Origin of the sequence: Rossellomorea sp. NPDC071047 (assembly GCF_050270195.1) — a bacterium.
In the GTDB taxonomy this organism is placed as follows: Bacteria; Bacillota; Bacilli; order Bacillales; family Bacillaceae_B; genus Rossellomorea.
Genome location: NZ_JBNNJT010000001.1, coordinates 423,978 through 438,483, shown reverse-complemented (window position 1 = coordinate 438,483; position 14,506 = coordinate 423,978). Strand labels below are relative to the sequence as shown.

Genomic DNA, 14,506 nt, shown 5'->3' with positions numbered 1-14,506 from the left:
TTTATCGCGATTTTTTGTAAAAAAAATAGCACCCGCCCCAAGTCGACATGGGAGGGAGTGCCTTTTATTATTCTAATGGGATTTCCAGTACTTGACCTGTCTGAATTTCATTATTTTGAATATTATTCCATTCCTTAATTCGTTCAACTCCTGATTGGGAATTGTAGTATTTCATAGCAATCCTGAAAAGGGTTTCCTTTGGTGCGACCGTGTGATACACGATCTTGTTTGTTGGCTGTTCTTCAACAGCTTCTTCATTTACCTCTTCTTGCGGCTTTTCCTCTGCTGATTCTTGCTCAGCAGAAGGAGAAGCAGGTTCAGTGGATGCTGGTTGTTCCTTTCCAGACACTGAGGGAGCAACTTCATCCGAAGATTCTTCTTTTTTGTCGGCTGCCTCTTCTTCTTTGGAATCAACCTCTCCTAAGCTCTCCTCATTATCATTTTCGGCTTGATCGTAGCGAACTTCTTCCACATCGTCCACATCTTCTGACATGACCACCAGGGGACCATTCCTGCTATCAAAATACGAATAAATGCTAAAAACCGTCAAGGGCAGAAGAATAAAAAATAAGAGCAGCATACTGATCAATGGATATTTCATTCTCCATTTGTTTTTCTTGTTTTTCTCTCTATGTACCTCACTTCTCGCTGGAAGAGGCTCTCTTTTTTTAAATGTTGCTTCCTCTGGGACTCGTTCAATCTTTTGCTTTAATTTCGCTGCTTGATCTCGATATGGGTCTTTACTCATGAGACATCCCTTCTTTACTTCCTTGTCTTCCTTTCTTACGCATATGTATACCCAGTAAGAAATCAATGACAAAGTGCATGATGATTGTTACCAATAAATTCTCTGTTTGTTCATAAATGAAACCGATCCAAAAGCTAAGCAGTACAATATTGACAATTAAAAACCAGTGAGCCCAGTATCTAAAATGTATCAGAGCAAATATAATACTTGAAATGATTATGCCAAAGTGAAATTGCAACACGCCTCTAAATAATATTTCTTCACTGATGCTGATGAAGAATGCAAGCAATGCAATTTCACCAATGCTTCTATCCGTAAATATCCGTGCATTCACCCCACCATCGTCATAGTATTTACTGGGTAAACGCTTCATTAATACGATGTCGATGATCACAATCATCACACCGCTTGTTAATCCAATGGTCAAAATAGTCGGGGAAATGTAAAACTGGTTCCAAAAACCGGACCATGAGTCAAATAAAAATATACCTAATCCTAAGGCAATCGTTAATAATAAGAATTGAGTGAAATACAAATGAAATGTTAACTGGTTCTTTGAAAGCTGTTGTATGACTTCCCCTTGTTTCTGCATGAATACCACTTATCCTAATAATAATTTTTCCAACCTTTTTTCCCATCTTGTTTCAATCGGGTTTTGAGTGACGGTTGGCCGACACTTGAAATCCTTAAGGGAATAACCGCATTGATCACAACAGAAGCTATTCTCCTGCTCAAGCACTTCATCAAAATAATGAAGGAGCTTTTCTCTTCTACAGAAATCAGCCTGTAACCATTCGATCATAGAGAGCAGTTTGTCCTTCTTGTATTGTAAACGATTGTTGCGAATTTGTTTCAATTTTTCTATTAATCTATCATGACTAAGTATCTGTCCACGAGTCAGCTCATCTGAATAATACGTAAGAAATCGATATTGAATCTCCGACAGTTGCAACAGATCGATTATCTCCTTCGTCTGACCCTGTCTGCCTTCCTTTACATATCTTTGGATTTGTACATCTTCAGGCAATTCACTTTGAATAAGCTTCAGCGGAATCGAAAGGTCTTGTTCAGAGTATAACACGACAGACGCACTGCTTTCCCCATCTCGTCCCGCTCTTCCAATTTCTTGTGAGAATGCTTCTATGTTTGAAGAGAAATGAAAATGAATGACAAATCGAATATTTTCCTTGTTTACCCCCATACCAAATGCAGATGTGGCACATATGATTCTTAGCTTATTCGATAGAAATTGTTGCTGAATCAATATCCTATCCTCTTGTTCCATTCCCCCATGATAGTGAGCAACACCTGATACACCCTTTTCTCCAAGCCATAAAGAAACGTCTTCTGCCATGCGTTTACTTGAGAAATAAATAATGCCCGACCCACCCCATGTTGTCACATACTCTAGAAGCTTATCCAGTTTATCGCTATGATTCGTGACTTTCTCAACGAACAGGCCAATATTTTCCCGATTAATTGAATAGACTTTTTCCACAGCCCCTTCCATTTGGAGCACTCGTTTGATGTCTTTCCTCACTTCATCTGTGGCAGTCGCCGTTAATGCCAAGGTTGTCGGATTACCAATCTTCTCTTTAAACTCCCCAAGTTTTAAGTAATCGGGTCTGAAGTCAGGACCCCACTGAGATATACAATGTGCTTCATCAATGACAAATAATGAAATGGGTAAAGTTTGTAGTAAGGGAATAATGGACGGACTCATTAACATTTCCGGTGATATGAATATAAATTTATAAACGTGTAATTGCTCAAGGGCCGCTCTTCTTTCCATATAAGGTAAAAACGAATTCAGGGCAATCACCCGTTTTTCCCCCATTACTTTCATCTGCTCCACTTGATCCTGCATTAAAGAGAGCAGTGGAGAAACGATTAATACTTGTCCTTTCTTTAGATACCCGGGTAATTGATAGCACAACGACTTACCGGTTCCCGTAGGAAGCATCGCCACCGTATCCCTTTGATTTAGAACGGACTGAATGATTTCCTCCTGGCCTTCTCTGAAGGAAGAATAGCCAAATCTCTCTTTAAGCTCTTGTTGCAAATTCACGGTTCTCACCTGCCTTCGCAATCGCTACTCTAATTTGAAAATAAGATAAATGAGGAATCTTCTCTTTTATCGGTTTTAGCCTTTTAGTTTGAGCGTCGTTCATCACTAAAAGCACATTCTGATATTCCTCGCGAGAAATGAACGGATCTATTGCAAATTCTTTCTGAGTTAAGATGAGTTCAATCACATGATCTTCAATGGTATTTATTTTTAAATCACGTATACGCGCGATTTCTTCGATTGAATGACCCCTTTGATACAACTCATATGTTTTGCTTGTTGAAATGGTCAGGTTTTGCAGATGATCACTTTTTAAGCTAATTGAATATAATAAAGGATAAGTTGAAGGCTTCCTTTCTAATTCAGCTAATATACTGTGAATTAAGTCAAGAAACTGAAAGCGCAATTCTTCTTCATGCATGTTCAATTTTTCAGCAACCTGCAATTCTGTCCATCCATAATCCTTGTAGCCCGTTAAGCGGAATACGAGAACGTCTGGATTTAAGGATTTAGATAGACTTGTCAACAGGCTATACAGCTCCTTATACAATCCGGAAGACATTTTTTCAATATTAGGGTTCTCCCGTAAACAGCTCTTTACCCACTCCTGTATGCTTTTATTACGTTGTACAGGAAAATAGAGCGTTTCCTGCTGTTTTCCGTTCGATAGAACCTGAACAAGGAGGCTTATTCGTTTCCAGAACAGAAACGTTTGATCCCCGTAGACGAGACCATTCATATTTGATGGAAAGGAGTCACCTTGAAAATTTTTTTCGACAATATCGGTACCATCATTGGTGACAATCGCTTTCCCACTTTCATCGACAATGACATACCCCAATTTCTCTAATTCCTTTACCTTCTGGTTAAAGTACGCTCGTTTAAGCTTAGGTAAGGAAAGAAAAAACGGCTGCAAATAAAAGATGTGAGCATCCTGTATCGACTGGGAAGACTTTTTTCCTTTTAAGATATGAAAAACAGAGTAAATCGATCGCTCTCCATTTATTTGTATGAAGCAATATAAAATCACATAATTAAGATAGGTCAATTCTCTACTCCTTAACATGTAGGTTATTGTCAAATATTGTACCATGAATTTGTTGTTTAACCATGTTTTGTTTTTCATATATAGGATAAAAATAAAAAGAAACCACCTAACTATTGAAAAGTTATACAATCCTCTATAAAATAAACATTAAGTGATTTTTCACAAACTTACATTGTGTATAATGATGAATTATATAGAATTATTAATTCGGGAGGTTTTTTCTTTGCCAAAATATACAATCGTCGACAAGGATACATGCATTGCATGTGGAGCATGTGGAGCTGCTGCTCCAGATATTTACGACTATGATGATGAAGGTATTGCATTTGTAACATTAGACGATAACCAGGGGACAGTTGAAGTTCCTGACGTATTAGAAGATGATATGATTGATGCATTCGAAGGTTGTCCTACGGATTCCATTAAAGTAGCCGACGAGCCATTCGATGGAGATGCACTTAAATTTGAATAGTAGTTCCGAAGCTAAGGGGAATTTCCCCTTAGCTTTTTCTTTTTGGCCTAATGACATTAGAAAACCCCTCAAATGTAATTGAGGGGTTTATCATTTATATTTGTACTATGCCGCTTTTTTCAGGGCTGTCTGTCTTGCCAACCAGCCTTGAAGACGAACAAATAGTAAGATGAAGACTGATGTTACAAGGATTCCTTTTAAAATGTTGAAAGGAACAATCCCTGTAATGATAATCTCAGCAGGTAACTCGAAATTCATGAAGTATTTATAAGCGGGAAGGAACACAAAATAATTAAGAATTCCCATACTGATACTCATGACCACAGTTCCTGTGATAAGACCGATCAACAATCCTTTTTTAGATTGAAAACGATTATAAATATAATATGTCGGAAGAATCAAAAGCACTCCCGCCATAAAGTTTGCAACATGACCAATCGGGACGCCGGTATCGCTTCCTGTCATGATGTAATCAATCACGTTCTTGAATAATTCAACTAATATTCCTGCAAGTGGACCTAATGTTACTGTCGCAATCAATGCAGGCACATCACTGAAGTCTACCATTAAAAACTTTGGAAATGGTGGAATTGGGAAGTTAAAAAGCATCAACACATAGGATATGGCACTTAACATACCAACCGTTACAAACGTGCGTGTATTCATTTTTCTCATAAACCTCTCTCCTTTAGGAGATTCATCTCATATCGAAGATAGCTCAAGCCAAAGGTAGCATTAAAAAACCCCTAGATACGTATATCTAGGAGAATGATAAGGCATACCCGAATAAACGTTCAGCTTCCCTTTTTCTAAACGTTCTGGCATAAACCTTCATCTTCTCCCATCCAGACTATACTGTCGGCTTTGGAATCGCACCAAATCCTGCCCCTGAAGGCTCGCGGGCTTAGAGACAAAAGTCTCATCACCGCCGGTAGGGAATTTCACCCTGCCCCGAAGACGAATCTTTATTTTTTTATACATTTTCATTATACATAATGACGGGGGTTATGTGAAGAGAAACAGTTCGAATTCGAAATATTTTTGTTCACTCATGGTCTATTCAGGTTTACGCTTCCATTATTGTATGTTTAGTACTTGTCGAGGATATATAGGTGTCTTAAGATCCATATCATTCCAAGCCACCAAGTCATTCACATCAACTCCTTGTGCGACTGAAATGGAGTATAAGGTGTCCCCTTGTTTCACAACATACCCACTCCCTGCTGATTGGGGAATGGCTAACGATTGATTAATTACTAAATTGGTTTCATTTAACCCATTGGCTCTCTTAATATCCTCTATGGATATATTGTATTGCTGTGATATCCCCCAGAGGGTTTCTCCCTTATGTACGACATGATTTACCATGTTTTCATTATTTTGAACTTCTTTTGTACCTACATCATGATTGATTTCAGCTGTTCCAGAAACACCAACTGCTTGATAGGGATCTTTCTCCTGAGCAAAAACAAGCTGCCCGACCTCACCTTGTCCAAATACCATATACGGATCGATTGCATTTTCCTTATCAATCGTCCATTCACCCCTGTGCACCTCAAAATGCAGGTGAGCTCCTGTCGATCTGCCTGTATTTCCTAAATTTCCAAGATGTTGGCCTTGACCCACATCTTGATTCTCTTCAACAAGCCGGCTCTCGAGATGAGCATAAACGGTTTCATACCCATTTTCATGCCTTATGAATACCACATGTCCGTAACTTGGAGATAGATATGATCTAATCACCTTACCTTTTGCAACAGAATAAACAGGAGAGCCTATGTCTCCTCCTATGTCCATACCTTTATGATTACCAGACCTTGACCCATACGAATCCGTTATCATCCCTTCAACAGGAAATGTCCAGGATACCGTTTCCTGAGTGATGTTATTCGTCTCTGCTTTCGCTACCTTTCCTGTAAAGAACATCATGCTCACACACAACGCTAACAGGAATACGATTAAAAGCCTTTTTACATAATCCAAAATCATGCTTGTCCTCCTTACCCATTTTAAAACAATACCTTTTTTCTTCCATACCGAAGCTTCACGTCCACTACCTTTTCATCTATTAACCCATTCTTACCTTTTCACCCTCATTTCATGCACTCCCCACTATATGTAGACCCTCCATTCAATATTCACAAAGGAATGAGATAATTTTCCTTTGAGTAGTTTGTCTAAGACTGAGATAAATATACACCCAAAAGCGGAGGCGGCTTGACCAGAGGCGACAAGCATAAGGCGAACCTGCCGGAAAGGCGTACTTTGCCTTTTTGGCAGGTTCGACTTATGACATCGAGCCTCTAGCCGCCGGAGCTGGATGACACAAAAGCGGAGGCGGCTTGTTCAGCCCCGACAAGCATAAGATGAATTGGCCGGGAAGGCGCACTTTGCCTTCTTGGCCAATTTAGCTTATGACCTCGAGGGGCTAGCCGCCGGAGCTGGACGACACCCAAAAGCGGAGGCGGCTTGACCAGAGGCGACAAGCATAAGGCGAACCTGCCGGAAAGGCGTACTTTGCCTTTTTGGCAGGTTTGACTTATGACCTCGAGCCTCTAGCCGCCGGAGCTGGATGACCCAAAAGCGGAGGCGGCTTGACCAGAGGCGACAAGCATGTCTTCACAAAAAAAAGACCGGAAACGGGTTTCTCCCGCTTCCAGTCTTTCTGTGATAACTAATTTTCGAACGTTTTCTTATTCGGACTGATTGGTGTCTCAATGGGTTCGTTGAACATGAATCCATTCCAGCTTTCCTGTTTAATGTTTTCGAATTGAACCCTTTCATACCCGGAGCTTTTACTTGTCAGTAAAATACCTTCAATCATTTCCATGGCTGTTTCTTCGTCTAATGTTTCTATGTCCAGTTCATTTAAGAAATTGATGGTTAGAAATCCATCTGATTCCGTTACACTGATATTGATGTTTTTCGGAATCACACTTTGGAAAAGGCTCGTTTCTGAGCTTTTCATTGCCTGAATGGACTCTTTGACAGATCCTCTATTTATATTATCCGGTACGAGGAAACGTTCCCTTCCATTTGGCGAGTAAAGGTAATAAGCCGTATGAGCATCCTCATTAAGATCGATACTTGAGAATTCCCCGGTGGAGCTGAATTCCGGAACTGAGCCGTCTTGTTCTTGAAGAACCACTTCATTTAACCCCTTATGTTGAAATGAGTATAATAGAGAATGGTAAAAAGCGTATTCCACTGCACTACCGCCACTATATGAATGCTCAGGGTCCAAAGTGAAAATGACTTTGTTTTCACCCAAGGTAAATTGGCCTTTTAGCGGGAGAAAGTCTTCCATCCCCCACTCGCTTTCGGGTAACTCACCTGCAATTTCTTCGTGACGGATCAACCAGCCTTCTTCCCCCTCTGCAGGGCGATCGACAATTGAAATAGGTACAGGTACCGCTTCCGGAGAAACGAGTCCATAAGGATAGTAGTCCTGCCCTTCTAAATCTTCTTCATATAAAGATAATCTTTCTGCCGTAGCTGGTTGAATTTCTTTTTCAGTCTCAGCCATACTAAGCTCGCTATTATCCTTTTCAACTGTCATTTGGTCTTTATCGGCGTCATCATGTATCATTTCTGATTTATCACTTGATTTCGCCAAAGAATCTTGTGCTGAATTCGTATCTGAATCCCCACCTGATGATTCCGTTGATTTCATTTCTGGTTTATCCATACTATTTTCATTGAATTGATTTAATACGGTTGGAGCAAGCATGACCATGATGAATATGGCTGCCAATGCTGCGACTGTTGGAATAAAACGGTTAAATGCAATAAACGTCTTTTTGTTCTGACGTTCTATTTTTGCATATATTGATTGAGGAGTTCGATCATCTTTGATTTGAGGAAGCTTTTTGATGAGGTCCTCTATATCACGATCTTTCCATTCTGACTGCTTCAATGTCTCTTTCCTCCTTTGGTAGCCGTTGATTCATTTCAATTCTTAACCACTTTATGGCTCTATGCTGGGTCGTTTTCACTTTACTTTCAGACCAGCCGAGGACTTCAGATGTTTCAACTATTGAAAGTTCTTGTAAGTAACGCATAATAATGACCATCCGATAATCCGTCGAACAGTTTTTCAAACATTCGTACAATACCTTAACTTCTTCCTTTGCAACAGTAATTTCTTCCGGAAGCGCCCCATCGTCTGTCACATCGTTCCGGCTCCAATCGAATTTATCCAATATCCGATTCTTCCAGTTCTTCTGTTTTCTAAAATGATCTATGGCTACATTTTTTGCAATCGAAAAAAGCCACGTTCTCTCAGAGCTTTTACCTTCAAAACGCTCATGCGATTTAAGCACCCGGATATATACTTCCTGCACCAGATCTTCAGCCTGCTGCCTATTCTGTACCATGTATATAAGGAATTGAAAGACGTCCTGATGATAGTCAGTGTATAATTTCTCAAAAACGGAGTCCACTTGCTTCCCTCCCCGTCAATTTATTAGTCGTTTTTTCTGTAAAAAAGTTACACACTATCAATATAGTATTTTTCTGGTAAAAAGGAAAGACTTATATTTAATATAGGTTTAACCTCAAATAAAAAGCCAACAAGGTACTTATCCCCTGTTGACTTCCCATATTTCCCTTTATTCTCATCATTTTTTCAACATCATTTTCTACTTGCAGAGAAAAAATAAAGAATGTTTCCCATGTAACAAGAAAAAACGTCAAGTTTCTATGGATATCATCGATTCTTGGCTAAATGGGAAGAAAGAAAGTGAAGGCTGTCCCTTGATCGACTTTACTTTGTACTTGGATATGACCTTTATGGGACTCAATGATGTTCTTTGCGATCGCAAGCCCCAGACCAGTGCCGGACTTCCCTCTTGTTCTGGCTTTATCCGCTTTATAGAAGCGTTCGAAAACGAAAGGAAGATCTTCTTCAGGTATCCCGGAACCCGTATCTTTTACATGGAATAAATAACCACCCTTGCTTTCCGTCAGGGAAACGGTTACTTCTCCACCCGTAGGAGTATGTCTTAAAGCATTATCAATCAGATTGGTTAATACTTGTTCGATTCGGTCAGGGTCCATGTGAATTTCATTTTTGATTCCTACATCACTTTCGAAGTAAACGGAGACCTTTTTTTCTTTGGCCAGTCCAATAAATTTATTCGTCACTCGTTCGGTGAAAGGCATGACACCAATGACGTCTTTATTTAGAGTGATATGCCCCGCTTCCATACGGGCCAAATCCAGAAGGTCATTGACCAGACGTCCCATTCGCAATGACTCATCATAAATAATACGGGCTATCTCTTTCTTTTCTTCTTCTGTTTCAGCAATATCATCAACGATCGCTTCACTATATCCTTGAAGCATAGAGATTGGGGTACGGAGTTCATGAGAGACATTGGCGATAAAGTCTTTCCTAAGCTTATCCAATCTTCTCTCTTCTGTCATATCACGCACGACCGCCACGGCTCCCCTGATGTTGTTGTTATTGTAAAGTGGACTGATGATCACCACATACGAACGCCCCTGCAGACTCAACTCACCTGTCTGCTCCATTTCTGTCACGACCACGCTCTGCAATAATTCCTTTACAGTAGTAGGGATGGCTTCTTCACTGTTTTCACTTTGCTCATAATACCAATGTTGCAGGAATCGATCGGCAGGTGGATTAGTGATCAAGATCGTGCCGTCTCGATTAAAGGTGATAACTCCATCAGCCATACTGCTCAAAATAGAGGAGAGCTGCTCCTTCTCCTGGCTCAATGCGTTAATGTGAAACTTTAGCTGCCTGCCCATCTGGTTAAATCCTGTAGCAAGTTCACCGATTTCATCCTTCGTCAAAATCGGTACCTTAGTATCAAACTTACCCTTTGCTACCTCAAAAGCTGCTTCCCGCATTTTCCTTAGCGGTGCAGTGATACGTGTGGAAAGGAAGAAAGCAAAGATGGTTGTTAAAATAATGGCGATCCCCGCAGCAAGCAAGATCAGTTTCGTTGTTTGACGCGTTGTATCTTTAATAACACCGAGAGACTGATAGAGATATACCGCTCCATCTTCTTCATCAATATGAAGGGGAGTCCCTACAATGATGACATTTTCATATCGGTTCGAAGACATTTCCGAGGATAATTCGATCTCTTTCTTGATGGTGATTTCATTTGTTTTCACCGACTGAAGTTGTTTATCATCTGAAATGTACTCATGAATATTCTTTTGAAACGCTGTGGAATCCTGGGAATAAAGTGATTCATTTTGATCTAATGAAATAATGATATTGACTGGATCATCGATGATTTCTTTCCCCAGTTCCATCCCCAGCTCCAGGTCTTTATGATTCTCAATGACTCTCGCCACTTTTTCAGCCGTTTGGGTTAATTCTTTTTCAACCACATCGACGTGATAGTTTTGAAAGAATTCCAGTAAAAGAATCGTAAGGATAAATAATACAAAGGAAACTAAGAGCAGAATCGTTAGCCATAGCTTCCCTACAACACTACGCCACAGCCTCATTCATTTGTTACCTCGAACTTGTAGCCTACTCCCCATACGGTAACAATCATCTTAGCAGCCATCTCGGATACTTTATTCAGTTTTTCTCTTAATCGCTTCACATGGGTATCGACCGTACGCAGGTCACCGAAGAATTCATAATGCCACACTTCCTTAAGTAGGTGCTCTCGGTCAAACACTTTGTCAGGAGCTTTTGCGAGGAAATATAGCAGCTCGTATTCTTTTGGTGTTAAGTTGACATCTTTACCGTCAGCGGTTACCCGATGGGCATCATTATCAATCGTAAGATGTGGATAAACAATCAGGTCTTTCGCCTTGGCATCTGTTTGAATAAAACTTGTCTTTGAAGAGCGTCTTAATAACGCTTTCACTCTCAGTACCACTTCGCGGGGGGAAAAAGGTTTCACTATGTAATCATCGGTCCCCACTTCGAACCCTTGCACTCTATTCACTTCTTCTCCCTTGGCAGTAAGCATGATCACGGGCGTCGCTTTCTTTTCACGAAGGTGCTTACATACTTCGATCCCGTCCATCCCGGGCATCATGATATCCAGTAAGATACAGTCGTAATTATTCTCCAGAGCCAGCGCTAATGCTTCCTCTCCATTTTCGGCTTCATCAATTTCATAGTTTTCTCTTTCAAGATACATCTTTAACAGTCTACGAATCCGGTCTTCATCATCTACAACTAAAATTCGAATATTTTCCTCCATGGGTACATCCCCCTTTTGTCTAATTAAACCATATTATCCTATATTTTATATGAAAAAAGAAGCTGACTCAAAGAGAATATCACTCTCGTTATGGCCAGCTCCCTCCCGTTCGTTATTTAAGCGTATGAATGCAATCCTGCGATAATGAGGTTAACGGCAACCAGGTTGAATAGGATAATGGCAACCCCGATGACGGCTAACCATGCAGACTTCTCACCGTGCCATCCTTTGGAGAGGCGCAGATGCAGAAATGCTGCATAGAATAAGAAAGTAATTAAAGCCCATACTTCTTTGGGATCCCATCCCCAGAATCGAGTCCAGGCAATTTGAGCCCAAATCATTGCGAAGATAAGTCCTCCCAATGTAAAGACTGGAAAGCCGATTAATACTGAGCGGTAACCGATTTCGTCCATCAGGTCCAAATTCACATTTTTCACCAATGGCTGTAATTTCGCAGCTATTCGCTTTCTAAAGATTAAGCGTAATAGAAGATAAATTCCAGTTCCAATCAGAAACGACCAAATAACGGTATTAAGTTTCTTAGCATTGATGAGGGCTGGCATTTCCACCAGCGGCTCCATTACCTTGTCAGTTAATAGTTGTCCTTCATTCGGTCCGACAAGGGCCGGCAGTGTGTATTCAGAAATCGCTTCGGCCCCTTCTTGATCGACATACTGAAAATTCGCTTCGTAATTTGCCAGGGTAAAAGCAGTTGATGCAACTACAAACCCTAATACGACCACTAAAGAATACATGACGGTTTCAAGCCAAAACGATTGTTTACTTCCTTTTGTATGTTGCACCGATTTCAATAAGTAGATCAACCCTGCCACAAAACTGATGGATAAAATCGCTTCCCCTGCTGAAACAGTTGTGACGTGGATTTTCAACCAATCACTTTGAAGAGCAGGAATCAAAGGACTAATGTCCTTAGGGAACATACTGGCATAGGCGATCACCAAAAGTGCAAATGGTAATGCAATGACACCCAGTATCGTTGTTTTATACATAAAGTAAAGAATGATAAAGGCCCCAACAAGCATCATTCCGAAAAAGGTTGTAAATTCAAATAAATTACTTACTGGAGCGTGTCCAGCTGCCCCCCATCTTAAAATGAAGTAGCCTAATTGAGCGGCAAATCCGATAAGGGTTAAAACAATTCCAATCAATCCCCACTTTTGCTGATTCGTTTCAGTTGTATTCTTTTGGCGGATGCTTCCACCAAAAAACAACGTAGCAATCAAATACATCATGAAGGATACATAGAGTAAATTACTACTCCACTCTGCCATTGTTATCGTTGACATCTTCATTCCTCCTTGCTTCGTTTTTTTGTTGTTGATCTTCAGGTTCCTGTATTCCGGTACCTTCCAAAACGAAGTTGATTTCATTTTTTAATCCATGCCAGTTTTTATTCGTATGACCGGCTACGATGACTCCGTCTTCACTTCGCCTGATCCAGATTCTTCGGTGGTGCCAATAAGCACCTTGTACGACACCTATCATAAAGATGGCTCCACCTACGGCTAAGATCCAAAGTGTGAGATCCTTGTGAACGGTCAAAGCAGATACATCTCTTGTCTCAACACCCGCAAATGACAATTTATATTCATTGTCACCAAGCGGTTCCAGATTTTGCTGGATTCCTACAAAGCTCACTTCACCATCGGGCTTTTCAGGCGAAAACAATTTAAAAAGGAATGCAGGATTATTCGGTAGAGGAGACTTGGTTTGCGGTTCTCCTTGTTCATTAAATCCAGAGAAATCAGGATAATATCCCATCAATTCTACTTTATACCCTTTTTCAAATTCATAGGTATCTTGTGGATCAAATAGGTCGACGGTAAATTTACCGAAGCTGTCCCCTGACTCTTTATTATCAAATGTAAAGGACATTGATTTAAATTCGTCTAACTTGTAACTGGTTTGATAGACAGCGAAATTCCCGAATTTAAGGGGGTGGTTCACTTTAATGGAATCCTCTTTTTCCACTTCCCGGTCAGCTGTTTGCCCTGGAAGTTTATCTCCGGATTCTTTATACAGTACCACGTCAGATTGGAAATTCTTCGCGATGGTTCCATTCTTATCAATGGCTTCCCCAAATACTTCTTTGTCTTTATCTTTATCGTATGTCTCTAACGTAAACCCTTTATTTTCTAAGTAATATTCTTGTTTCGTACCAGGGACGGCCCTTGTTTCCCCTTCACGGATCCACACGGTTTCATCAATATACATACCGGGAACGAATCGCAGCATGCCCCCGAAAAGGAAAATGATAAGACCTATATGATTGACATAGGGACCCCACCTAGAGAAACGATTTTTCTCTGCAAGGATGTTTCCGTCTTCTTCCCGGATCTTGTATTTTTTTTGAGTTAACTTTTCCTTAATCTTATTTATAGAATCATTGACCTCTACCATTTCTGTTTTCCCATAGATTCGTTGTCTCTTCAGGAAACCAGCATGTCTGGAAACACGTTGATTCTTAAGGGCACGATAGAGGGGAATCACCCGGTCCAGACTGCAGATCACGAGGGAAACGCCAATCGATGCGATCAATAGTAGGTACCACCATGAACTATATAAATCATGGAACCCTAACGTGTAATATAACTCTCCAAAAAAGCCGTATACATCTTCATAGTATTCATTTGCAGGCTGTCCATTCGGAATATACTGTTCCTGGGGCAAGATCGTACCAACTGCAGAGGCGATTAGTGTGATGACAATTAACCATACGCCAACCTTAACAGATGAAAAGAAATTCCAAATCTTGTCGACAACCGATTTGTTATACGTTTGGGAACGTCTAGCACTACCCTCGTATCGCATGTCATGAAGCTTCTCGTTCTTCGCTTCATCCGTTAATGCGCGTCCACAGGATTCGCAGAGAACGGTACCATTCGGGTTTACATGACCGCATACACATTTAATCTCTTTCATGTTAAAACTCCTTATATCAAGTTAA

General features: G+C 40.5%; 13 protein-coding genes and 1 riboswitch. Of the genes, 1 reads left to right on the top strand and 12 read right to left on the bottom strand.

Annotation, left to right across the window (positions count from 1 at the left end):
* Nucleotides 1-67 precede the first annotated feature (67 nt).
* Genes ACQKFO_RS02200 through ACQKFO_RS02185 form a run of 4 tightly spaced genes read right to left on the bottom strand, consistent with a single transcriptional unit; the run spans nucleotide 68 to nucleotide 3,864 of the window.
* A complete protein-coding gene (locus ACQKFO_RS02200) occupies nucleotides 68-748 on the bottom strand; it encodes a LysM peptidoglycan-binding domain-containing protein (RefSeq protein ID WP_427596659.1) in 681 nt (226 codons plus the stop codon).
* A complete protein-coding gene (locus ACQKFO_RS02195; RefSeq protein ID WP_427596658.1) occupies nucleotides 741-1,340 on the bottom strand; it encodes a CPBP family intramembrane glutamic endopeptidase in 600 nt (199 codons plus the stop codon). The genes ACQKFO_RS02200 and ACQKFO_RS02195 overlap by 8 nt, the downstream gene beginning before the upstream one ends.
* A 9-nt stretch (nucleotides 1,341-1,349) precedes the next feature.
* The gene (locus tag ACQKFO_RS02190; RefSeq protein ID WP_427596657.1) at nucleotides 1,350-2,816 is read right to left on the bottom strand and encodes a RecQ family ATP-dependent DNA helicase; all 1,467 of its coding nucleotides are present in this window, start codon (nucleotides 2,814-2,816) and stop codon (nucleotides 1,350-1,352) included.
* Entirely contained in the window at nucleotides 2,794-3,864 is a 1,071-nt protein-coding gene (locus ACQKFO_RS02185) for a helix-turn-helix domain-containing protein (RefSeq protein WP_427596656.1), read from the bottom strand. The genes ACQKFO_RS02190 and ACQKFO_RS02185 overlap by 23 nt, the downstream gene beginning before the upstream one ends.
* 223 nt (nucleotides 3,865-4,087) lie before the next feature.
* Here ACQKFO_RS02185 and ACQKFO_RS02180 point away from each other — a divergent pair, with 223 nt between their 5' ends.
* A complete protein-coding gene (locus ACQKFO_RS02180; protein WP_032087848.1) occupies nucleotides 4,088-4,336 on the top strand; it encodes a ferredoxin in 249 nt (82 codons plus the stop codon).
* A 105-nt stretch (nucleotides 4,337-4,441) separates the two neighbouring features.
* On the opposite strand, the gene ACQKFO_RS02175 is transcribed toward ACQKFO_RS02180, so the two are convergent.
* From ACQKFO_RS02175 to resB, 8 genes are all read right to left on the bottom strand, one after another.
* Nucleotides 4,442-5,011, bottom strand: a complete 570-nt coding sequence (locus ACQKFO_RS02175) for an ECF transporter S component (protein WP_427596655.1) — start codon at nucleotides 5,009-5,011, stop codon at nucleotides 4,442-4,444.
* A gap of 154 nt (nucleotides 5,012-5,165) precedes the next feature.
* Nucleotides 5,166-5,299: riboswitch (FMN riboswitch) on the bottom strand.
* A gap of 114 nt (nucleotides 5,300-5,413) precedes the next feature.
* Nucleotides 5,414-6,325 (bottom strand): peptidoglycan DD-metalloendopeptidase family protein, encoded by a 912-nt coding sequence (locus tag ACQKFO_RS02170; protein WP_427596654.1) that lies wholly within the window; start codon nucleotides 6,323-6,325, stop codon nucleotides 5,414-5,416.
* A gap of 685 nt (nucleotides 6,326-7,010) precedes the next feature.
* Nucleotides 7,011-8,252, bottom strand: coding sequence for a hypothetical protein (locus ACQKFO_RS02165; protein WP_427596653.1), 1,242 nt, complete (start codon nucleotides 8,250-8,252; stop codon nucleotides 7,011-7,013).
* Nucleotides 8,224-8,778 carry an RNA polymerase sigma factor SigX gene (gene sigX / locus ACQKFO_RS02160; protein ID WP_427596652.1) on the bottom strand — a complete coding sequence of 185 codons (555 nt, stop codon included), beginning with the start codon at nucleotides 8,776-8,778 and terminating at the stop codon, nucleotides 8,224-8,226. Before sigX ends, ACQKFO_RS02165 begins: the two co-directional genes overlap by 29 nt.
* A 280-nt stretch (nucleotides 8,779-9,058) precedes the next feature.
* Nucleotides 9,059-10,825: an ATP-binding protein gene (locus ACQKFO_RS02155; RefSeq protein ID WP_427596651.1), complete on the bottom strand. Its 1,767-nt coding sequence runs from the start codon at nucleotides 10,823-10,825 to the stop codon at nucleotides 9,059-9,061.
* Complete coding sequence (locus ACQKFO_RS02150) at nucleotides 10,822-11,538, bottom strand: response regulator transcription factor (RefSeq protein ID WP_169213665.1); 717 nt, start codon at nucleotides 11,536-11,538, stop codon at nucleotides 10,822-10,824. Before ACQKFO_RS02150 ends, ACQKFO_RS02155 begins: the two co-directional genes overlap by 4 nt.
* A gap of 116 nt (nucleotides 11,539-11,654) precedes the next feature.
* Complete coding sequence (gene ccsB, locus ACQKFO_RS02145) at nucleotides 11,655-12,830, bottom strand: c-type cytochrome biogenesis protein CcsB (protein WP_427597771.1); 1,176 nt, start codon at nucleotides 12,828-12,830, stop codon at nucleotides 11,655-11,657.
* Nucleotides 12,814-14,481 (bottom strand): cytochrome c biogenesis protein ResB, encoded by a 1,668-nt coding sequence (gene resB / locus ACQKFO_RS02140; protein WP_427596650.1) that lies wholly within the window; start codon nucleotides 14,479-14,481, stop codon nucleotides 12,814-12,816. Before resB ends, ccsB begins: the two co-directional genes overlap by 17 nt.
* Nucleotides 14,482-14,506: the final 25 nt, after the last annotated feature.